This window comes from Vibrio sp. Vb339, from assembly GCF_902751245.1.
Lineage (GTDB): Bacteria > Pseudomonadota > Gammaproteobacteria > Enterobacterales > Vibrionaceae > Vibrio > Vibrio coralliirubri.
Genome location: NZ_CADDIS010000002.1, coordinates 1,001,003 through 1,021,052, shown reverse-complemented (window position 1 = coordinate 1,021,052; position 20,050 = coordinate 1,001,003). Strand labels below are relative to the sequence as shown.

18 protein-coding genes and 1 riboswitch are annotated in these 20,050 nt (G+C 45.0%); of the genes, 15 read left to right on the top strand and 3 right to left on the bottom strand.

Annotation, left to right across the window (positions count from 1 at the left end; all coding sequences use genetic code 11):
* Window positions 1–112 precede the first annotated feature (112 nt).
* The 3 genes from uvrB (at window position 113) to luxU (ending at window position 4,202) form a co-directional block, all read left to right on the top strand.
* On the top strand, window positions 113–2,143 hold the full coding sequence (gene uvrB, locus HRQ85_RS13220) for an excinuclease ABC subunit UvrB (protein ID WP_017062180.1): 2,031 nt from the start codon (window positions 113–115) through the stop codon (window positions 2,141–2,143).
* Window positions 2,144–2,444: 301 nt separating this feature from the next.
* Window positions 2,445–3,833 (top strand): quorum-sensing sigma-54 dependent transcriptional regulator LuxO, encoded by a 1,389-nt coding sequence (gene luxO, locus HRQ85_RS13215; RefSeq protein WP_004734031.1) that lies wholly within the window; start codon window positions 2,445–2,447, stop codon window positions 3,831–3,833.
* A 24-nt stretch (window positions 3,834–3,857) separates the two neighbouring features.
* Complete coding sequence (luxU, locus tag HRQ85_RS13210) at window positions 3,858–4,202, top strand: quorum-sensing phosphorelay protein LuxU (RefSeq protein ID WP_048611583.1); 345 nt, start codon at window positions 3,858–3,860, stop codon at window positions 4,200–4,202.
* A 75-nt stretch (window positions 4,203–4,277) separates the two neighbouring features.
* Here luxU and HRQ85_RS13205 read toward each other — a convergent pair whose 3' ends face one another.
* Window positions 4,278–5,165, bottom strand: coding sequence for a YvcK family protein (locus HRQ85_RS13205; RefSeq protein ID WP_050620882.1), 888 nt, complete (start codon window positions 5,163–5,165; stop codon window positions 4,278–4,280).
* A 194-nt stretch (window positions 5,166–5,359) separates the two neighbouring features.
* Window positions 5,360–5,512: riboswitch (molybdenum cofactor riboswitch) on the top strand.
* On the opposite strand from HRQ85_RS13205, the gene moaA reads away from it, so the two are divergent.
* From moaA to HRQ85_RS13150, 11 genes are all read left to right on the top strand, one after another.
* The gene (moaA, locus tag HRQ85_RS13200) at window positions 5,501–6,490 is read left to right on the top strand and encodes a GTP 3',8-cyclase MoaA (RefSeq protein WP_009848642.1); all 990 of its coding nucleotides are present in this window, start codon (window positions 5,501–5,503) and stop codon (window positions 6,488–6,490) included. (Overlaps the previous riboswitch by 12 nt.)
* 86 nt (window positions 6,491–6,576) lie before the next feature.
* A complete protein-coding gene (gene moaB, locus HRQ85_RS13195; RefSeq protein WP_017084034.1) occupies window positions 6,577–7,089 on the top strand; it encodes a molybdenum cofactor biosynthesis protein B in 513 nt (170 codons plus the stop codon).
* Between the two features lie 12 nt (window positions 7,090–7,101).
* Window positions 7,102–7,581 (top strand): cyclic pyranopterin monophosphate synthase MoaC, encoded by a 480-nt coding sequence (gene moaC, locus HRQ85_RS13190; RefSeq protein WP_004734026.1) that lies wholly within the window; start codon window positions 7,102–7,104, stop codon window positions 7,579–7,581.
* Window positions 7,578–7,823 (top strand): molybdopterin synthase sulfur carrier subunit, encoded by a 246-nt coding sequence (gene moaD / locus HRQ85_RS13185; protein WP_019823606.1) that lies wholly within the window; start codon window positions 7,578–7,580, stop codon window positions 7,821–7,823. The genes moaC and moaD overlap by 4 nt, the downstream gene beginning before the upstream one ends.
* A 2-nt stretch (window positions 7,824–7,825) precedes the next feature.
* Complete coding sequence (gene moaE, locus HRQ85_RS13180; RefSeq protein WP_081230609.1) at window positions 7,826–8,281, top strand: molybdopterin synthase catalytic subunit MoaE; 456 nt, start codon at window positions 7,826–7,828, stop codon at window positions 8,279–8,281.
* A gap of 650 nt (window positions 8,282–8,931) precedes the next feature.
* Window positions 8,932–10,563 (top strand): ABC transporter substrate-binding protein, encoded by a 1,632-nt coding sequence (locus tag HRQ85_RS13175; RefSeq protein WP_048610543.1) that lies wholly within the window; start codon window positions 8,932–8,934, stop codon window positions 10,561–10,563.
* Window positions 10,564–10,677: 114 nt separating this feature from the next.
* Window positions 10,678–11,598 carry an oligopeptide ABC transporter permease OppB gene (oppB, locus tag HRQ85_RS13170; protein WP_017062174.1) on the top strand — a complete coding sequence of 307 codons (921 nt, stop codon included), beginning with the start codon at window positions 10,678–10,680 and terminating at the stop codon, window positions 11,596–11,598.
* A 15-nt stretch (window positions 11,599–11,613) separates the two neighbouring features.
* On the top strand, window positions 11,614–12,516 hold the full coding sequence (oppC, locus tag HRQ85_RS13165; protein ID WP_017062173.1) for an oligopeptide ABC transporter permease OppC: 903 nt from the start codon (window positions 11,614–11,616) through the stop codon (window positions 12,514–12,516).
* Window positions 12,517–12,558: 42 nt separating this feature from the next.
* Window positions 12,559–13,530, top strand: coding sequence for an ABC transporter ATP-binding protein (locus tag HRQ85_RS13160; protein ID WP_012603544.1), 972 nt, complete (start codon window positions 12,559–12,561; stop codon window positions 13,528–13,530).
* Window positions 13,527–14,513, top strand: a complete 987-nt coding sequence (oppF, locus tag HRQ85_RS13155; RefSeq protein ID WP_009848634.1) for a murein tripeptide/oligopeptide ABC transporter ATP binding protein OppF — start codon at window positions 13,527–13,529, stop codon at window positions 14,511–14,513. Before HRQ85_RS13160 ends, oppF begins: the two co-directional genes overlap by 4 nt.
* A gap of 194 nt (window positions 14,514–14,707) precedes the next feature.
* On the top strand, window positions 14,708–15,646 hold the full coding sequence (locus tag HRQ85_RS13150; RefSeq protein ID WP_172379813.1) for a glutathione S-transferase family protein: 939 nt from the start codon (window positions 14,708–14,710) through the stop codon (window positions 15,644–15,646).
* An 81-nt stretch (window positions 15,647–15,727) separates the two neighbouring features.
* Here HRQ85_RS13150 and pta read toward each other — a convergent pair whose 3' ends face one another.
* Entirely contained in the window at window positions 15,728–17,893 is a 2,166-nt protein-coding gene (gene pta, locus HRQ85_RS13145; protein WP_017069189.1) for a phosphate acetyltransferase, read from the bottom strand.
* A gap of 147 nt (window positions 17,894–18,040) precedes the next feature.
* Window positions 18,041–19,237: an acetate kinase gene (locus HRQ85_RS13140; RefSeq protein WP_017107306.1), complete on the bottom strand. Its 1,197-nt coding sequence runs from the start codon at window positions 19,235–19,237 to the stop codon at window positions 18,041–18,043.
* A gap of 341 nt (window positions 19,238–19,578) precedes the next feature.
* Here HRQ85_RS13140 and yfbV point away from each other — a divergent pair, with 341 nt between their 5' ends.
* Entirely contained in the window at window positions 19,579–20,031 is a 453-nt protein-coding gene (yfbV, locus tag HRQ85_RS13135) for a terminus macrodomain insulation protein YfbV (RefSeq protein ID WP_017062168.1), read from the top strand.
* Window positions 20,032–20,050: the final 19 nt, after the last annotated feature.

Sequence of the window (20,050 nt, the reverse complement as noted above, 5' to 3'; positions counted from 1 at the left end):
GCTATAACTGATCTCTGATCTTAAGATGCATTTCTCTAGATAATTGTTGCAACGACACTCCTCCTAGAGTGACAATGACCTGATTAAAAAAACAGTATGGAAATGGCGACCTATGAGTAAACTCTTTGACTTGGTATCGGACTACAGCCCGTCCGGTGATCAGCCGACAGCGATAACCAAATTACTAGACGGATTAGATTCTGGTTTGGCACATCAAACTCTACTAGGGGTAACGGGCTCAGGTAAAACCTTTACCCTTGCCAACGTCATTTCCCAATCTCAAAGACCTGCGATTCTGTTAGCGCCTAACAAGACACTGGCGGCTCAACTTTACGGTGAGATGAAATCTTTCTTTCCAAACAATGCCGTTGAGTATTTCGTTTCTTACTACGATTACTACCAACCTGAAGCCTACGTTCCAACCACGGACACGTTCATCGAGAAAGATGCGTCTGTGAACGCTCATATCGAACAAATGAGGCTTTCGGCAACCAAAGCCTTATTAGAACGAAAAGACGCCATCATTGTGGCTTCTGTGTCGGCTATCTACGGTCTGGGTGATCCTAAGTCTTATTTGAAGATGATGCTTCATTTGAGTCGTGGCGAGGTGATGGATCAGCGAGACATCCTGCGTCGATTGGCTGAGCTGCAATATTCAAGAAACGATGTCGCCTTTGAACGTGGTCAGTTCCGTGTTCGTGGTGAGGTGATTGATATCTTTCCGGCTGAATCTGACCAAGATGCGGTTCGAATTGAGATGTTCGATGACGAAGTGGACTGCATTAGTATTTTTGATCCTCTGACTGGTGCGGTGAAACAAAGAGACTTGCCGCGCTTTACGGTTTATCCAAAAACTCACTATGTAACGCCAAGAGAAAAAATCCTTGAGGCGATTGAGAACATCAAGGACGAACTGCGCGATCGTGCTCAATACTTAAAAGACAACAATAAGCTTTTGGAAGAGCAGCGTATCTCTCAAAGAACTCAGTTTGATATTGAGATGATGACTGAGCTTGGCTTCTGTTCCGGTATCGAAAACTATTCACGATACTTGAGCGGCCGTGCGGAAGGGGAAGCGCCGCCAACGTTATTTGACTACCTGCCTGATGATGGTTTGCTGATCATCGATGAGTCACACGTGACTGTGCCGCAAATTGGTGCGATGTATAAAGGTGACCGTTCTCGTAAAGAAACCTTGGTCGAGTTTGGTTTTAGACTGCCTTCTGCATTGGATAACCGTCCAATGAAGTTTGAAGAATTTGAGTCTATAGCCCCACAAACGATTTTTGTGTCGGCAACACCAGGTAATTACGAGATTGAAAAATCAGATGGCGAGATTGCTGATCAAGTGGTACGTCCTACTGGTCTGTTAGACCCAATCATCGAAGTAAGACCTGTCGCGACGCAGGTGGATGACTTGCTGTCTGAAATCAGAATCCGTTCAGTGAAAGAAGAGCGTGTTTTGGTTACCACGTTGACCAAGAGAATGGCAGAAGACTTAACCGAATACCTAAGTGAGCATGGCGTTAAAGTGCGTTACTTGCACTCGGATATTGATACGGTTGAGCGTGTCGAGATTATCCGAGACCTACGTTTGGGCGAGTTCGACGTGTTAGTGGGTATTAACTTACTTCGTGAAGGTTTGGATATGCCTGAAGTATCGCTGGTGGCGATTCTTGATGCAGACAAAGAGGGCTTCTTACGTTCTGAGCGTTCTCTGATTCAAACCATTGGTCGTGCTGCGCGTAACTTGGAAGGTAGAGCGATCCTTTATGGTGATTCGATTACTAAGTCGATGAGAAAAGCGATTGATGAAACCGATCGTCGTCGTGAGAAACAGCAAGCCTACAACGAAGAGCAAGGTATCACGCCGCAAGCGTTGAAACGCAATATTAAAGATATTATGGAACTGGGTGATCTAACCAAATCGAAGCAGCAGCGCCAATCGAAGCAAGTTCCTTTATCTAAGGTGGCTGAGCCTTCTGAAAGTTATGCAGTACTTACGCCGCAACAGCTTGATAAAGAGATCAGCAAGCTAGAAGCTGCGATGTATCAGCATGCCCAGAATCTAGAATTTGAATTGGCCGCACAGAAGCGTGATGAAATTGAGCAGTTAAGAAAGCAGTTTATTACCAACAGCTAATCTCACTTTTCACTCGAGAAGTGATCCCCTCAAGACAAGAATTGAGAGTGTTTCAGACAAAAAAACAGCCAGTAGTAAATGTTCTACTGGCTTACGTTTGTGAACACTCGGTCCACTAACAACGTCAGTTGGCTAGGTGACCCGAAGGTCATTTGTACTGTTGCATCGTTCGTGCCAGATAGATAAAACATTGATTGTTTGAAGTAAGTAAAAAAACACACTACAAATATTGTGGCTAATTTGCATAATGCAAAGCGGAATGCGACTATAATAAGAAATGCAAATTATAAATGGCTAGGATATGCAATCAAAAACGCTAGATAACAAATCGAAGTATTTGTTGATGGTAGAGGATACCGCTTCGGTAGCAGCTTTATATCGCTCGTATCTTACACCGCTCGAAATTGATATCAACATTGTTGGCACTGGCCGCGATGCAATCGAGAGTTTGAATCATCGAATCCCAGACCTTATTTTATTAGATCTACGTCTGCCTGATATGACGGGTATGGACGTGCTATTTGCTGTAAAACAAAAATACCCTGAAGTTCCGGTTATCTTCATGACGGCTCACGGCTCTATCGATACTGCTGTAGAAGCGATGCGTCATGGTTCTCAAGATTTCCTTATCAAACCGTGTGAAGCCGACCGACTCCGTATTACGGTGAACAACGCGATCCGCAAAGCCACCAAGCTTAAAAACAGCTCGGAACACCCGGGAAACCAGAACTACCAAGGCTTTATCGGCAGCAGCCAAACCATGCAGCAGGTTTACCGAACTATCGATTCTGCTGCATCGAGTAAGGCGAGCATTTTCATTACTGGTGAAAGTGGTACCGGTAAAGAGGTATGTGCAGAAGCCATTCATGCGGCGAGTAAGCGTGGCGATAAGCCTTTCATCGCGATTAACTGTGCCGCTATCCCTAAAGATCTGATTGAAAGTGAGCTGTTTGGCCACGTTAAAGGTGCCTTTACCGGTGCTGCGACCGATCGCCAAGGTGCTGCTGAGCTTGCTGATGGTGGAACACTGTTCCTTGATGAGTTGTGCGAAATGGACTTAGAGCTGCAAACTAAGCTGCTGCGCTTTATCCAAACCGGTACCTTCCAAAAAGTGGGCTCTTCGAAGATGAAGAGTGTGGATGTTCGTTTTGTGTGTGCGACCAACCGTGACCCTTGGAAAGAAGTACAAGAAGGTCGCTTTAGAGAAGATTTATACTATCGTTTATACGTGATTCCACTGCACTTGCCGCCATTGCGCGAGCGTGGTGAAGATGTCATCGAAATTGCGTATTCGCTGCTTGGTTACATGTCGGTCGAGGAGGGGAAGGCGTTTGTACGTTTTGCTCAGGAAGTACTTGATCGCTTTAATCAATATGAGTGGCCGGGTAACGTTCGTCAGCTACAAAACGTGTTGCGAAACGTGGTGGTATTGAATAACGGCAAAGAGATTACTCTCAACATGCTTCCACCACCGTTGAACCAACCGATTGAAAACAGTCTGCGATTGAAAGAGAAGCAGAATGAAGACATCACGGTAAAAGATATTTTCCCATTGTGGATCACTGAGAAAACGGCTATCGAACAAGCCATTAAAGCGTGTGATGGCAACATCCCCCGTGCGGCAGGTTTCTTAGATGTCAGTCCATCGACGATATACCGTAAGTTGCAAACGTGGAATGCGAAGCAGTAATCATCAAACAATAAGAAAATAATAATGACGAAAGTATTAAATCAGCAAAAAGTTGATGAGCTTGCCGGCGAAATTGGGCAAGAGAATGTTCCGGTTTTACTGGAGATCTTTTTAGGTGAGTTGAAAGGCTACTACGAGCACTTAGAGATAAATAAAGAGTCGGATACCTCTAAGTACTTGGCTGATATCAGTCATGCACTTAAGAGCAGCGCAGCAAGTTTTGGCGCGGATTCTTTGTGTAGTTTTGCGATTAGCTTAGATGCAAAAGTGAAGCAAGCGTTGCCGGTGACAGAGGTTGATTTTCAAGATATGCAAGAGCTCCTGTTGTCAACATACACTGAATATCAGCAGTTGATGACGGATCTTTAAAACGGCGAGTTATTACTGAGATTAAAAAAGGAGCATGATGCTCCTTTTTTGTTGTCTGTCGCTTTAACTGACGGCTTAAGTTAACTGGGCTTCAATGGCTTGTTGAAGCTTCACACGGTCGTGTCGCCAATCTCGGTTTGCCGATGCAAGATCTGTGGTCACACAATTCCATTGCCCTTCTAATTCAGGGTGTGGTTCATTGCCCAACACAATGTCTATCTTTCTTGCCTTACAGGTACGTTCACACCACTCCAATTGCTCTTGAAGCGTCATTTTCCCTGCTGGACCGTGTTCAGGAGACAGGTTTTCAACGAAGATAACTTTTGCCTTGGTGTTTTCAGCTATGGCTTTCCCAATCTCTGGAAGGAGAAGAGGGGGCATCACACTGGTTAAAAAGCTTCCAGGGCCAAGGACAATGCAGTCTGCTTGCTCAACGGCAGCAACGGCTTCTTTGGTTGCTGGCACTTCTGGAGACAAGTCCATCATGCGCAGCTTTTCCGTCATGTCATCAACGTTGGTTTCGCCGGTTACCCAGCGGCCGTCCATTGATAGAGCGGTGAGGTCAGAAGGGTGCTCGGTCATCGGGACGATATTGACATCGACCTTGAGCATATTTCGAATCAGGTTAATCGCTTCCAATGGGCGAACGGAAAGGTTGTCTAACGCCGTCAGCATTAGGTTACCTAAGTTATGACCGTCTAGCTCACCTTGGCCGCGAAAGCGGTATTCGAACATCATCGAACTGATTGAAGGTTCTGTAATTAATTGGTTGATACAGTTGCGTGTATCTCCCCATGCGATGCCACCTTGGCAATCTCGAATACGTCCGGTGGAACCGCCGTTATCTGTCGTTGCAACAATGCCAGTTGCGTTGTTACCAAAGTCTTTTAATGCAGCTAACATGCGACCTAAGCCATGGCCACCGCCGATTGCTACGACTTTCTTTGAAGAGTAAATATTCATTTATTGTTCTTGTTAGGTTATTACCAACTATAATTTAGGTTAAATGCTTCTCGCTATATACTCAACAAGAGTTATTTTGAGCGTTTGATACGTTTTTTTTGCCGATGTGACCCGTTTTTTACCATCAGAGCTAGATTCACGTACAAATATTAAGTATTTTATTACTCAGCTACTGCGCGTGTGAATATAACGCTCAGTTGCCATAACTCCGAGCTCTCGCATGCTAAGTCGCACAGTGGTATTTGCTGTACCGATACGCATCAAGAGCCAGTGACATGTTGTCACAAGGGCTTAATTGGAAATGATTATGCCTCCCGTGTTTGGAAAGGTGTTCCGTGGCGCAACAATTCGAAGATAGATTCCATCGCAAGTTTTATTACTTGCGCTTGTCGGTTACAGACGTCTGTAACTTTAAATGTACTTACTGCTTGCCAGATGGTTATAAACCGTCAGGGCAAAAAAACTCGTCTTTTTTAAGTGTTCCCGAGATCAAACGCGTTGTTAAAGCGTTTGCAGATTGTGGTACCTCAAAGATCCGCATTACAGGCGGAGAGCCGAGTCTGCGTAAAGACTTTCCTGAAATCATACATACCGTTGCTTCTACTCCAGGCATCGAAAAAGTGGCCACTACAACGAATGGCTACCGCATGGAGAAACAAGTAGGGCAATGGCGTGATGCTGGTTTAACCCATATAAACGTGAGCGTGGATAGTTTAGATTCGCGCATGTTCCATCAGATCACTGGTGAGAATAAGTTTACTGAGGTTATGCGAGGCATTGATAAAGCGTTTGAGGTTGGCTTTGAACAAGTCAAAGTCAACGTCGTATTAATGAAAGACCTCAATAGTCAGGAATTACCAGCCTTCCTTAATTGGATCAAAGACAAACCTATTCAATTACGTTTTATCGAGCTGATGAAAACCGGCGAGATGGACGAGTTGTTCGATAAACATCATGTGTCTGGCGTTGCGATTCGCAACCAGCTTATTGCTAATGGTTGGCTGTTAAAAGTCAAAGCCGTTAACGATGGCCCGGCGCAAGTGTTTGTCCACCCAGACTACAAGGGTGAAATCGGTTTGATCATGCCTTACGAGAAAGACTTTTGTGAGAGTTGTAACCGACTGCGCGTTTCTGCGACCGGTAAACTTCACTTATGTCTGTTTGGCGACCATGGTGTTGAACTGAGAGATCTGATTCAAGAAGATCAACAAGAGCAAGAGCTCATTGATCGAATTCAGGCTCAGCTTCAAACCAAGTCCGTTAGCCACTTCTTACACGATGGCAACAGCGGCATGACTCCAAACTTGGCGTCAATCGGCGGTTAACCCGCTATATACTCTAAAGCATTTTATCGCTCAGCTTCTTTAGGCTGAGCGAATCAGTCTAATGAAAAATTTATATAGGTGAACAAATGGGTCACGCAGAAAGCAAATTCCAAGCAGCAAATATCGCAGTACTAACCGTTTCAGATACTCGTACAGAAGAAAATGACACGTCAGGTGGTTACCTAGCTGAGCATGCTAAAGAAGCAGGCCACAACGTGGTTGATAAGCAAATCGTTATCGATGACATGTACAAGATCCGTGCGATCGTATCTCAGTGGATTGCTGACGAAAGCGTTCAAGCGATTATGATCACTGGCGGTACGGGCTTCACATCTCGTGACAGCACGCCAGAAGCACTTAAGCCACTGTTCGACAAAGAAGTAGAAGGCTTTGGTGAGCTATTCCGTCAAGTATCTTACGAAGAGATCGGTACATCGACAATTCAATCTCGTGCGATTGCGGGCTTTGCTAACCACACAGTAATCTTTGCGATGCCAGGTTCTACAGGTGCTTGCCGCACAGGTTGGACTAAGATCATCAAGCAACAGATGGATGCTAGCCATCGCCCTTGTAACTTCATGCCACACCTTTCTGTATAAGGCGGTTTGAGTATGAGCCAATTTACACACATTAACGCGTCTGGCGAAGCAAACATGGTCGATGTATCGGCTAAAGCGGAAACGGTACGTGAAGCGAGAGCGGAAGCTTTCGTACAGATGTCTGCTGAAACGTTAGAGCTGATTGTCTCTGGTAGCCACCATAAAGGTGATGTTTTCGCAACGGCACGCATTGCGGGTATCCAAGCGGCGAAGAAAACTTGGGACTTGATTCCACTGTGTCATCCTTTACTACTGACGAAAGTAGAAGTGCAGCTTGAAGCGATCGAGTCTGAAAATAAGGTACGTATCGAGTCGGTATGTAAGCTTGCGGGTAAGACGGGCGTAGAAATGGAAGCGCTAACGGCTGCTTCTGTTGCTGCGCTGACGATTTACGATATGTGTAAAGCTGTTCAGAAAGACATTGTTATCGAGAACGTACGCCTGTTAGAGAAGACGGGTGGTAAATCTGGACACTTTAAGGTGGAATCATGATCACTGTACTTTTCTTTGCTCAAACTCGTGAACTTGTCGGTGTTGATAGCCTAGAAGTTGATGCGCAATTCAGCACCATCGAAGCGATTCGCAGCCACCTTGTCACGCAAGAAGGCAAATGGGATATCGCATTGGAAGAGGGCAAGCTTCTGGCTGCGCTTAACCAATCTATTGTGCCTTTGACGACTGAAGTGAAAGACGGCGATGAAGTCGCTTTCTTCCCACCAGTGACTGGAGGCTGAGCATGGATCCAAGAGTATTAGTGACAACAGAGGATTTCTCTGTAGGCGACGAATACGACTACTTGGCTCAAGGTACAGCTGCCGGAGCGATTGTGACGTTCGTTGGTAAAGTTCGCGACATGAACCTTGGCGATAACGTGATTGGTTTGTCTCTGGAGCACTATCCGGGCATGACAGAGAAATCACTGAGCGAGATCTGTGATCAAGCTGAGGCGCGCTGGCCTATTCAGAAGATGCGAGTGATTCACCGCGTGGGTGACCTAGATATCGGTGACCAAATCGTTTACGTTGGTGTATCCAGTGCGCATCGTGGCGCTGCCTTCGAAGCGTGTGAGTTTGTTATGGACTTTCTGAAAACCAAAGCGCCGTTTTGGAAAAAAGAACGTACCACTGAAACAACTCGCTGGGTTGATTCTCGCGATTCAGATACAAAAGCTGCGGAGCGTTGGGAGAAATAATTCTCGCAATATGATGTTGCTCCAAAAATTCGCTCTGTTGATTGAGACAGTAAAAAGCCGACGTTGAACGTCGGTTTTTTTGTGCGTGCTACAAAGTCATTTATAAATAAGCGCTGTATTAATAAATGGTTAATCATTCAAGTTGCATATAAATTCGGTGCGTGATTTTGTCTGTCTTGGTGCGTTTCTAAATCTGTTTTGGTGCAGTGCTTTATGCTGTTTTGTATAAAGTGATAATCCTCACAAATAGTGGAGTCTATTTAGGGGATATGTGATGTGCAATTAGATTTCATGTGGCATTAATGTTAATTTGCCGTCTGTGTTCTAGCATAAGATGCTAAAAAAAAGTATCAATACAGATACATCAACACTAAAGGCTGTTTTTTAATTAATCCCTATGTGTAACTCACTATTCATTAGGTTTTTATTAGAGATTTACACTATTACCTTAAGTAATTCGGAGAATTATCCGATTTTTTGCGACTTGTTTATGGCAAATTACTTCAATGGTTGATAGTGTGTGCCTCAATCTTTGTAAGGTTTTAGATTTTTATGCTTAAAATTTGAGCTAAATAAATCTAAATCACTGCCGTTCAGTGAACCAAGCAAAGAAGTCATGGATGCAATACGAAAAACTTGGAGTTTATTAAATGTACAAGAATAAAATCACTCAGGCCCTTCTTCTAGGTGCTGGTTTGGCAGTGGCTGCCACTTCTACTCTTTCTATCGCTGCTGAAGTTCCAGCAGGTACAGAACTAGCAAAAGTTCAGGAACTTGTTCGCGGTAACGGTACTGAAGTTGCGACTATCGACCCACACAAATCTCAAGGTGTACCAGAATCTCACGTAATTCGTGATCTTCTAGAAGGTCTAGTGAACCAAGACGGCGAAGGTAATACTATCCCTGGCGTTGCTGAAAGCTGGGAAACGACAGACAACAAAACATTCACTTTCCACCTACGTAAAGACGCAAAATGGTCTAACGGCGATCCTGTAACAGCTGAAGATTTCGTTTACAGCTGGCAACGTGCAGTTGATCCTGCAACGGCTTCTCCATACGCTTGGTACATGGAATATACCAAGATGGCGAATGCGAAGGACATCGTAGCGGGTAAGAAAGACAAGAGTGAGCTAGGCGTTAAAGCTGTAGATGCAAACACGCTTGTTGTTGAATTAGAAACAGCGGTACCATACTTCGTAATGATGATGGGCCACACAACAATGAAGCCAGTACACAAGGCTACTGTTGAAGAATTCGGTGATCAATGGACTAAGCCTGACCACTTCGTTGGTAACGGTGCATTCTCTGTTGATAAATGGGTTGTTAACGAGCGTTTAGTTCTAAAGCGTAACGACCAATACTGGAACAACGATAAGACGGTTCTAAATAAAGTAACCTTCCTACCAATCGAAAACCAAGTAGCGGAAATGAACCGCTTCCTATCTGGCGAAATCGATTTCACAAACGAACTTCCAACTGAGCACTTCAAGCGTCTTCAAAAAGAGTACGCGGAAGATGTATCTGTAGCGGGTAACCTATGTACTTACTACTACATCTTCAACACGAAGAAAGCACCATTTGATGATGTTCGTGTTCGCCAAGCAATCTCTTACGCAATCGACCGTGATATCGTAACAGGTGCTATCCTAGCGCAAGGTCAAAAACCTGCGTACTTCCTAACGCCTGAAATCACAGCTGGCTTCGATCCTGAGCTACCAGCTTACGGTAAGATGTCTCAAAAAGAGCGTAACGCAGAAGCAGAACGTCTTCTTGAAGAAGCAGGTTACGGTAAAGATAACCCACTTAAATTCAACCTACTTTACAACACTTCAGAGAACCACAAGAAGATTGCTGTAGCGCTAGGTTCTATGTGGAAGAAAACACTGGGTCTTTCTGTAACACTTGAGAACCAAGAGTGGAAAACGTACCTATCTTCTAAAGATTCTGGTGACTTCGAAGTAGCACGTGCTGGTTGGTGTGGTGACTACAACGAAGCGTCTTCGTTCCTAACGCTAATGAAGAGTAACAACACTACCGGTGGTGTTCACTACGACAGCGCGGCTTACGATAAAATCATCGATAAAGCACTTAACTCAACTTCAGAAGAAGAGCGCAAAGCACTTTACCTAGAAGCTGAGGCGCTAATGGCAAACGACATGCCAATCGCTCCTATCTACCAATACGTGAAATCACGTCTACTTAACCCGCATGTTGGTGGTTTCCCAATCAACAACGCGGAAGACAAGATCTTCTCGAAAGACCTATATATCAAAGCTCAATAATAAGCTTCGATTCTAAAAAGTTAATATAACTATAACGATACAGACACTACATGCGCAGGGCGCGCATGTAGCGTCTTTCTAATTTTAATTGTCACAGACTGAAAGAGTGAGTTTATGCTTAAATTCATTATGAAAAGGATATTTGAAGCGATTCCAACCATGTTGGTGTTGATCACTATATCTTTCTTTCTCATGCGTTTCGCACCGGGTAACCCGTTTTCAAGCGAGCGTCCATTACCGCCAGAAGTTATGGCTAACATCGAAGCTAAATACGGCTTAGATAAACCAGTATTTGAACAATACACCACGTATTTGACAAATATCTTACAAGGTGACTTCGGTCCCTCTTTTAAATACCAAGATTACACAGTAAATGAGCTGATCGCGGTTGCACTTCCAGTATCTGCGAAGGTAGGTTTCGTTGCCTTTATCTTCACACTATTGATGGGGGTCACCGTCGGGACGATTGCCGCCTTGAAGCACAATACCTGGGTCGACTACACCATAATGTCGACCGCCATGCTCGGGGTGGTGATGCCATCCTTCGTGTTGGCACCGGCGCTTATTTACCTTTTCTCCCTGCACTGGAACATATTCCCAGCAGGTGGTTGGCATGGCGGTACATTCATGTACATCGTGCTGCCTGTTATCGCGATGTCTCTTCTTTACGTAGCAACCTTTGCTCGTATTACTCGCGGTAGCATGATTGAAACGCTAAACAGTAACTTTATCCGAACTGCTCGTGCAAAAGGCCTAAGCTACCGTTATATCATTCTAAAACATGCACTTAAGCCAGCAATGCTGCCTGTTGTTTCTTACATGGGACCTGCGTTCGTAGGTATCATCACAGGTTCAGTTGTTGTTGAAACCATCTTCGGCCTGCCAGGTATCGGTAAGCTGTTTGTTAACGCCGCGTTTAACCGTGACTACTCGCTAGTAATGGGTGTAACCATCTTGATTGGTTTCCTATTCATCTTGTTCAACGCAATCGTTGATATTTTGCTAGCGCTGATTGACCCGAAAATTCGCTACTAACAGGGACGCATGGTTATGTTGAAGAAAAAAGAAAATTTAGAAGCGATCGAAAAGTTCTCTGAGAGCTTAGAGATTGAAGGTCGTAGTTTGTGGCAGGACGCGCGCATTCGTTTCATGCGAAACAAAGCTGCGATGGTGAGCCTGTTCATTCTTACGCTTATGGTACTGGCAGTTATCTTTTTACCAATGCTGGCTCAGTACACTTATGACGATACTGATTGGTACGCAATGCACGTTGGTCCGAATGCGGATCACTGGTTTGGTACAGATAGCTTAGGTCGTGATTTGTACGTTCGTACTCTTGTCGGTGGCCGCATCTCATTGATGGTTGGTGTGATGGGTGCCTTCGTAGCGGTATTGATTGGTACGCTTTACGGTGCAGCTTCAGGCTTCATCGGCGGTCGTACTGACCGAGTGATGATGCGTATCCTAGAGATCTTGTACGCAGTACCATTCATGTTCCTAGTAATCGTACTGGTAACGTTCTTTGGTCGTAACATCGTCCTAATCTTCGTTGCTATTGGTGCGATTGCTTGGCTAGATATGGCGCGTATTGTACGTGGTCAAACGTTGAGCCTACGTAGTAAAGAGTTCATTGAAGCTGCACACGTATGTGGTGTAAGCAAATGGAAGATCATTACACGTCACATCGTACCGAACGTACTGGGTATCGTAGCGGTTTACTCTACGCTGCTTATTCCAAGCATGATCCTTACAGAATCATTCTTATCTTTCCTTGGTCTTGGTGTTCAAGAGCCTATGACAAGCTGGGGCGCATTGCTTCAAGAAGGTTCGCAAACAATGGAAGTTGCAATCTGGCAATTAACATTCCCTGCGGCATTCATGGTAGTTACGCTGTTCTGCTTTAACTACGTAGGTGATGGTCTGCGCGACGCGCTTGATCCAAAAGACAGATAACGAAATAGCAATTAAAAGCTATAAAAGATTAAGGAAGCAATAATGAGCTTATTAGATGTCAAAGATCTGCGCGTCGAATTTACCACGCAAGATGGTATCGTAACCGCAGTAAACGACTTGAACTTCTCACTTAACCAAGGCGAAACGCTGGGTATTGTTGGTGAGTCGGGTTCAGGAAAATCACAAACGGTATTTGCACTGATGGGACTGCTGGCTAAGAACGGCATCATCTCAGGCAGTGCAAAGTTTGAAGGCAATGAAATCCTCAACCTGCCTGAAAAAGCGCTGAACAAGGTTCGTGCTGAACAGATCGCTATGATCTTCCAAGATCCAATGACCTCACTGAACCCTTACATGAAAGTAAGTGATCAGTTGATGGAAGTACTTATGCTGCATAAAGGCATGGGTAAAGCAGAAGCGTTTGAAGAATCAGTACGAATGCTTGAAGCGGTGAAAATTCCTGAAGCTCGTAAACGTATTACCATGTATCCGCACGAATTTTCTGGCGGTATGCGTCAGCGTGTGATGATCGCAATGGCACTGCTGTGTCGTCCTAAATTGCTTATCGCTGATGAACCAACAACGGCACTGGATGTAACCATTCAAGCGCAAATCATGGAATTGCTGAACGAACTTAAAGATGAGTTCAATACGGCAATCATCATGATCACCCATGACTTGGGTGTTGTTGCTGGCTCATGTGACAAAGTACTTGTGATGTACGCGGGTCGTACAATGGAATACGGCACGGTTGATGAAATCTTCTACGAGCCAAGCCACCCATATGCGGAAGGCCTGCTTAAAGCGATTCCTCGTTTGGATACCGAAGGTGAAATTCTACCGACGATTCCAGGTAACCCACCTAACTTACTTCGCCTACCAACAGGTTGTCCTTACCAAGACCGTTGTCACCGTGTAATGGACCGTTGTAAGCAAGAAGCACCGATTTTGCAGCCATTTGCTAAAGACCGTCAGCGTGCTTGTTTTTCAGATTGGGAGACTTGGACAAAATGAGTAAAGAATTACTATTAGATATTAAAGACCTGAAAGTTCACTTTAGCATTGCAGCTAAGTCTGCTTGGCCTTGGGCAAAACCATCAAACCTTAAAGCGGTTGATGGTGTTGATGTTCACCTTTACGAAGGCGAAACGCTTGGTGTAGTAGGTGAGTCTGGTTGTGGTAAGTCGACTTTTGCCCGTGCGATTATCGGCTTGGTTGAAGCGACTGAAGGGCAAGTGATGTGGTTAGGTCAAGACCTAACTAAGATGCAGGAAGTGAAGCGTCGTGAGACTCGTAAAGAGATTCAGATGATCTTCCAAGACCCGCTAGCGTCGCTTAACCCACGTATGTCAGTAGGCGATATCATTGCTGAGCCTCTAGAGACTTTCTTTCCTGAACTTTCTAAACAAGAAGTGAAGGACAGAGTTAAAGAGATGATGGCAAAGGTTGGTCTACTACCAAACGTAATCAACCGTTACCCACATGAATTCTCTGGTGGTCAGTGTCAGCGTATTGGTATTGCACGTGCGCTTATCTTGAAGCCTAAGATGATCATCTGTGATGAACCGGTTTCTGCACTCGATGTATCTATCCAAGCTCAAGTAGTTAACCTTCTGAAAGAGCTACAGAAAGAGCTTGGTTTGTCTTTGGTATTCATCGCGCACGATTTGTCAGTGGTTAAACACATCTCTGACCGTGTCTTGGTGATGTACCTAGGTAACGCGGTAGAGCTTGGTGAATCAGATGCCTTATTCTCTGACCCTAAGCACCCGTACACCAAAGCGTTGATGTCTGCCGTTCCGATTCCAGACCCTCGTCTAGAGCGCAACAAAACGATTCAGATGTTGGAAGGTGATCTACCATCGCCAATCAATCCTCCATCAGGTTGTGTGTTCCGTACACGTTGCCCACAAGCAACAGAGGCGTGTGCGCAAACTAAGCCAACTATCCAAGGCGATGACGTACACGCAGTATCTTGCTTGCACGTGCAAGTCTAGAGCCTATTTAAACCGGTTCAGCCTGTGACAGGCTTAAGCGCAACTTGTTTATGAGTTGCGCTTTTTTTGTATCTAAAGATCCATATTAAATAAGCTTCATCAAATAATTCGAACAACTAAGCCAACTTCTTCTAGTTTTGAAAAAGTTGGCTTTTTTTATACTAGAGAAAAGCTTGGATGACAGAGGTTTGGATATGGGTAAGTTAGTTGAAGGTGTTTGGCACGATGTGTGGTACGACACCAAAGAAAGCGGTGGTAAATTTGTTCGTGAAGATGCGGGCTTTCGTCACTGGGTAGAGAATAAACCGGGCGCGCAGTTTGAGCCGGAAAGCGGCCGCTATCACTTATACGTATCGTTAGCTTGTCCTTGGGCGCACCGAACCCTTATCTTCCGTGAACTGAAAGACCTGACCGATCACATCGATGTGACAGTAGTTTGCCCCGACATGATGAGTGAAGGGTGGCAAATGGGGTTACCTGAACCTCTATTCGGTCATACGCGCATGCATCAAATCTACACTCAAGCCAAACCGGATTACTCGGGTAGAGTAACGGTGCCTGTGTTGTGGGATAAGAAAGCCAACACCATTGTGAGTAACGAGTCGTCTGAAATCATTCGCATGTTTAACTCAGAGTTTAACGAGCTAACGGGTAACACCGATGATTACTACCCGTGGGAGTTGTCCAAGAAGATTGATGAGTGGAATGATTATATCTACCCAACCATCAACAACGGCGTTTATCGCACTGGCTTTGCGACAACACAAGAAGCTTACGAAGAAGCGTATGACGCATTGTTTGAAGCCCTAGACAAAGTAGACGCTCACCTTAGCGAACATCGCTATTTGGCGGGTAGTGAGATTACAGAAGCGGATTGGCGCTTGTTTACCACTCTGGTTCGATTTGATGCGGTTTATGTTGGGCACTTTAAGTGTAATAAGCAGCGAATTGCGGACTACCCACATATTCAAGGGTACTTAAAAGAGTTGTACCAAATAGAGGGTATTAAAGAGACGACCGATTTCTATCATATCAAGCGTCACTATTACTACAGCCATACGGGTATCAATCCGACTCAAGTGGTACCCAAAGGGCCAGATCTGGATTTAGAATCGCCGCATGGACGAGGCTAGTCTTACAAAGTAGTTCCTTTACTCCAGACATAAAAAACCCTAGATAAAAATCTAGGGTTTTTGCTTTCTACAAAAGAAAAATTAGTTAATTACTTTTTCTTCAGCTTGTGCAGCTTGGTCTGCTTGGATAGCCGTTAGAGCTACTGTGTAAACGATATCGTCTACTAGAGCGCCACGAGACAAGTCATTTACTGGCTTGCGCATACCTTGAAGCATTGGACCGATAGATACTAGATCTGCTGAACGCTGTACAGCTTTGTAAGTCGTGTTACCCGTGTTTAGGTCTGGGAATACGAATACTGTCGCTTTACCGGCAACTGGAGAGTTAGGCGCTTTAGAAGCGGCTACGTTTTCCATGATTGCTGCATCGTACTGTAGAGGACCGTCGATCACTAGATCAGGACGTTTCTCTTGAGCAAGTTTGGTTGCTTCACGTACTTTATCTACGTCTGCACCCTTACCAGATTCACCAGTAGAGTAAGAGATCATAGCAACGCGTGGGTCGATACCGAATGCCGCAGCAGAATCTGCAGATTGGATAGCGATTTCAGCAAGCTGTTCAGCTGTTGGATCTGGGTTGATCGCACAGTCACCGTATACAAGCACTTGATCAGGCAGAAGCATGAAGAAGATTGAAGATACGATAGAAGCATCAGGAGCAGTCTTGATGATCTGGAACGGAGGAACGATTGTATTCGCCGTTGTGTGAACAGCACCAGAAACTAGGCCGTCAACTTCGCCAGCTTCAAGCATCATAGTACCTAGGAATACTGAGTCTTCTAGCTTCTCACGAGCAACAACTTCAGTCATACCTTTAGCGCCACGAAGTTCTACTAGACGAGCTACGTAGTTTTCGCGAACTGATGCAGAATCGATGATCTCAACGCCAGCGCCAAGCTCAACACCTTGCTGCGCTGCAACGCGACGGATTTCTTCAGGGTTACCTAGAAGTACACACGTTGCGATACCGCGCTCAGCACAGATAGCCGCAGCTTTAACTGTACGTGGCTCATCACCTTCAGGAAGAACGATGCGCTTAGCCGCTTTACGAGCAAATTCAGTTAGCTGGTAACGGAATGCTGGTGGGCTTAGACGACGGATGCCTTGAGTACCTTCAGATAGAGAATCAATCCAAGGGCCATCAATGTGGCTTGCAACGTGATCGTTAACGAACTCGATACGCTCTTTATCGTCTGCAGGAACTTCTAGGTTGAAGCTCTGTAGGTTTAGAGACGTCTGCCAAGTGTTACCTTGAGCCTTGAAGATCGGTAGACCTGAAGCGAATGCTGGTGCACAAAGGTTAGCAATGCTTTCTGGAATGTCGTACCCGCCAGTCAGTAGGATTGCGCCAATCTCAACACCGTTTTTCGCAGCAAGAGCCGCAGCAACGATAACGTCAGGACGGTCTGCAGAAGTTACTAGCAGTGAACCTGGTTTGAAGTGCTCAATCATGTGCGGTAGAGAACGTGCACAGAAAGTGATGCTCTTAATACGACGAGTTGAGATTTCACCTTCGTTAACGATTTCAGCGTTAAGGTGCTTAGCCATATCAACCGCACGAGTTGCGATTAGATCGATGCTCCATGGCACACAGCCAAGAACACGGATAGGGCTAGAGTTGAAGATTTGCATTACTTCAAGGTTCGCTTGTTGAGCGCTGTCTGCATCATCAAAGATTTCAGATAGGTCAGGGCGAGTACGGCCAGCTTCATCAACAGGAGCGTTAAGCTTGTTGATGATTACGCCTTTGATGTTTTTGTTCTTAGTACCGCCGAAGTTAGAACATGCTACTTCGATACGCTCTTTAAGCTGCGTAGGGTTGTCAGTACCAGGAGTCGCAACGAATACGATCTCCGCGCCAAGTGTTTTTGCGATTTCCGCGTTCACTTGGTTAGCAAATGGGTGCTTACGAGTAGGTACTAGACCTTCAATTAGCGTTACTTCTGCGTCTTTGTTGATCTTGTTGTATTGCTCAACAACAGACTCAAGAAGCTCGTCCATTTTTTCGCTACCGATCAAAGCTTCAGCTTTAGTCATTGCGATTGGCTCACCAATCTTAATGTCGCTGTTTGCGCTGATGATAGTAGACGTTAGATCTGGTTGGTTACCACCGCTGCGAGGCTGAGCGATTGGCTTGTAGAAAGAAACACTTACGCCCTTACGCTCCATAGCGCGAAGAACACCCATGCTAACACTAGTAAGACCAACACCAGCGCTTGTAGGGATAAGCATAATAGTACGTGACATTGACGAACACCTTTGACTATTGGAAATAAAAAAAGCTCAACTGCTATTCCCACCGATATTTAAATTGGGGTAGGAATAGAAGTTGAGCCCCATTTTCTTGATATGAAAAACTGACTAGCTTCGAGTGAAGCTAGTCAGGAAAATCAATTAAAGACCTGCTAGTTTCGCAGTGTCTTCAGCAATTACTAGCTCTTCGTTAGTAGAGATAACCATTGCAGGGATACGGCTGTTAGCTGTAGTGATAGTACCTTCGCCGCCGAAACGAGCTTTAAGGTTTGCTTCACCGTCAACTTCGATGCCGAAGATGCCTAGGCGGTTAAGAACCATTTCACGGATTGGGCCAGAGTTCTCGCCGATGCCGCCAGTGAAAGTGATTGCGTCTAGACGACCTTCTAGAGTTGCAGTGTAACCAGCTACGTACTTAGCTAGGCGGTGACAGAACACGTCCATTGCACGAGTTGCTTCTTCTTTCTCACCGTAGTTGTCTTCAACGAAACGACAGTCAGAAGTCACTTCAGTTAGACCAGCAAGACCAGACTCTTTAGTTAGCATGTTGTTGATTTCTTCAACAGAGTAACCAAGAGCGTCGTGTAGGTGGAAGATGATCGCAGGATCTAGGTCACCACAACGAGTACCCATTACAAGACCTTCAAGAGGAGTAAGACCCATAGAAGTATCTACAGATTGACCGTTCTTGATAGCACAAACAGAAGCGCCGTTACCTAGGTGACAGTTGATGATGTTAACTTCTTCAACTGGCTTGTTTAGTAGGCCTGCAACTTCACGAGTGATGAATAGGTGAGAAGTACCGTGCATGCCGTAACGACGGATGCCGTGCTCTTTGTACAGGTTGTACGGTAGAGCGTATAGGTAAGACTCAGAAGGCATTGTTTGGTGGAACGCAGTGTCAAATACAGCAACGTTTTGTAGACCAGGGAAGTTCTGTTGAGCCGCTTCGATACCGATAAGGTGAGCTGGGTTGTGAAGAGGTGCGAAAGTCGCAGCGTCTTGAATACCCTTAAGAACTTCATCAGTGATAAGTGCAGAAGAAGTGAACTGCTCGCCACCGTGTACGATACGGTGACCGATCGCGCCAAGGTTAGCTTTAAGCTCAGGCTTAGAAGCAAGAATAGTTTCTACCATGAAAGATAGTGCTTCTACGTGAGCTGCGCCCGCGCCTAGTTGTGCTTCATGCTTGCCATCAAGTTTCCACTTCATACGAGCTTCTGGAAGACCTAGACACTCAGCAAGACCAGTTAGGTGCTCTGCACCTGTTTCTGCATCAACAACAGCGAATTTAAGAGAAGAACTACCACAGTTTAAAACTAAAACTAGCTTAGACATTAATGACTACCTGTTTATTTTTCTGATCGAAATCAGTTAAGGATGAAAATTAATCTCAAGAATAGCCGAAGCACATAGGCTTGCGTACTAACCTTGGTCAAAAAAACGTTAATTTCCGTATAAAGTGAAAGCGCTCTTTATCAAAAAGAGGCTTGTGCATTCCTTGCAGAAGTCTTCTCAAAGTTGCTTAAATTGTAAATAAGGGCAACAATGAGATTGAGGTCTGCAAATAATAGCGATATTGTGCAAATATAACAAAAAAATTTGAAAGAATATTATTTTTCGTCAAATTTTTGTGTTTTTAGTTGATGATTTCAACTTTTTTTTAATGGGAGACTCATATGAGCAATAGAGTTGGTTTAGCTAGTAGTTTAAAAGATGGCCAAAAGTACATGGATCTCTGGCCCGTCCGAAAAGAGTTAAACGCGATCTTCCCAGAACAGCGCATTATTAAAGCGACCCGTTTTGGCGTGAAAGTGATGCCTGCGATTGCTGCTATCAGTGTTCTTACACAAATGGTCTTTAATAATTACCAAGCGATGCCACAGGCCGTGGTTATGGCTTTGTTTGCGATCAGCTTGCCGCTTCAAGGCATGTGGTGGTTGGGCAATCGCTCGAATACACAACTTCCGCCGGCGCTAGTATCGTGGTACCGCGAACTGCATGAAAAGATCACTGAAACGGGTTTTGCGTTAGAGCCTATGAAGCCGCGCCCTCGCTATAAAGAATTGGCAATCATTTTAAATCGAGCCTTTCGTCAGTTAGATAAGTCCTCAATGGAGCGTTGGTTCTAAAGAATCCCAGCTCTCCCTC

Bases quoted from the DNA above. Each gene is read 5' to 3' on its own strand.
- uvrB (WP_017062180.1), top strand. From the start codon at position 113: ATGAGTAAACTCTTTGACTTGGTATCGGACTACAGCCCGTCCGGTGAT.
- luxO (WP_004734031.1), top strand. From the start codon at position 2,445: ATGCAATCAAAAACGCTAGATAACAAATCGAAGTATTTGTTGATGGTA.
- luxU (WP_048611583.1), top strand. From the start codon at position 3,858: ATGACGAAAGTATTAAATCAGCAAAAAGTTGATGAGCTTGCCGGCGAA.
- HRQ85_RS13205 (WP_050620882.1), bottom strand. From the start codon at position 5,165: ATGAATATTTACTCTTCAAAGAAAGTCGTAGCAATCGGCGGTGGCCAT.
- moaB (WP_017084034.1), top strand. From the start codon at position 6,577: ATGGGTCACGCAGAAAGCAAATTCCAAGCAGCAAATATCGCAGTACTA.
- moaC (WP_004734026.1), top strand. From the start codon at position 7,102: ATGAGCCAATTTACACACATTAACGCGTCTGGCGAAGCAAACATGGTC.
- moaD (WP_019823606.1), top strand. From the start codon at position 7,578: ATGATCACTGTACTTTTCTTTGCTCAAACTCGTGAACTTGTCGGTGTT.
- moaE (WP_081230609.1), top strand. From the start codon at position 7,826: ATGGATCCAAGAGTATTAGTGACAACAGAGGATTTCTCTGTAGGCGAC.
- HRQ85_RS13175 (WP_048610543.1), top strand. From the start codon at position 8,932: ATGTACAAGAATAAAATCACTCAGGCCCTTCTTCTAGGTGCTGGTTTG.
- oppB (WP_017062174.1), top strand. From the start codon at position 10,678: ATGCTTAAATTCATTATGAAAAGGATATTTGAAGCGATTCCAACCATG.
- oppC (WP_017062173.1), top strand. From the start codon at position 11,614: ATGTTGAAGAAAAAAGAAAATTTAGAAGCGATCGAAAAGTTCTCTGAG.
- HRQ85_RS13160 (WP_012603544.1), top strand. From the start codon at position 12,559: ATGAGCTTATTAGATGTCAAAGATCTGCGCGTCGAATTTACCACGCAA.
- oppF (WP_009848634.1), top strand. From the start codon at position 13,527: ATGAGTAAAGAATTACTATTAGATATTAAAGACCTGAAAGTTCACTTT.
- HRQ85_RS13150 (WP_172379813.1), top strand. From the start codon at position 14,708: ATGGGTAAGTTAGTTGAAGGTGTTTGGCACGATGTGTGGTACGACACC.
- pta (WP_017069189.1), bottom strand. From the start codon at position 17,893: ATGTCACGTACTATTATGCTTATCCCTACAAGCGCTGGTGTTGGTCTT.
- HRQ85_RS13140 (WP_017107306.1), bottom strand. From the start codon at position 19,237: ATGTCTAAGCTAGTTTTAGTTTTAAACTGTGGTAGTTCTTCTCTTAAA.
- yfbV (WP_017062168.1), top strand. From the start codon at position 19,579: ATGAGCAATAGAGTTGGTTTAGCTAGTAGTTTAAAAGATGGCCAAAAG.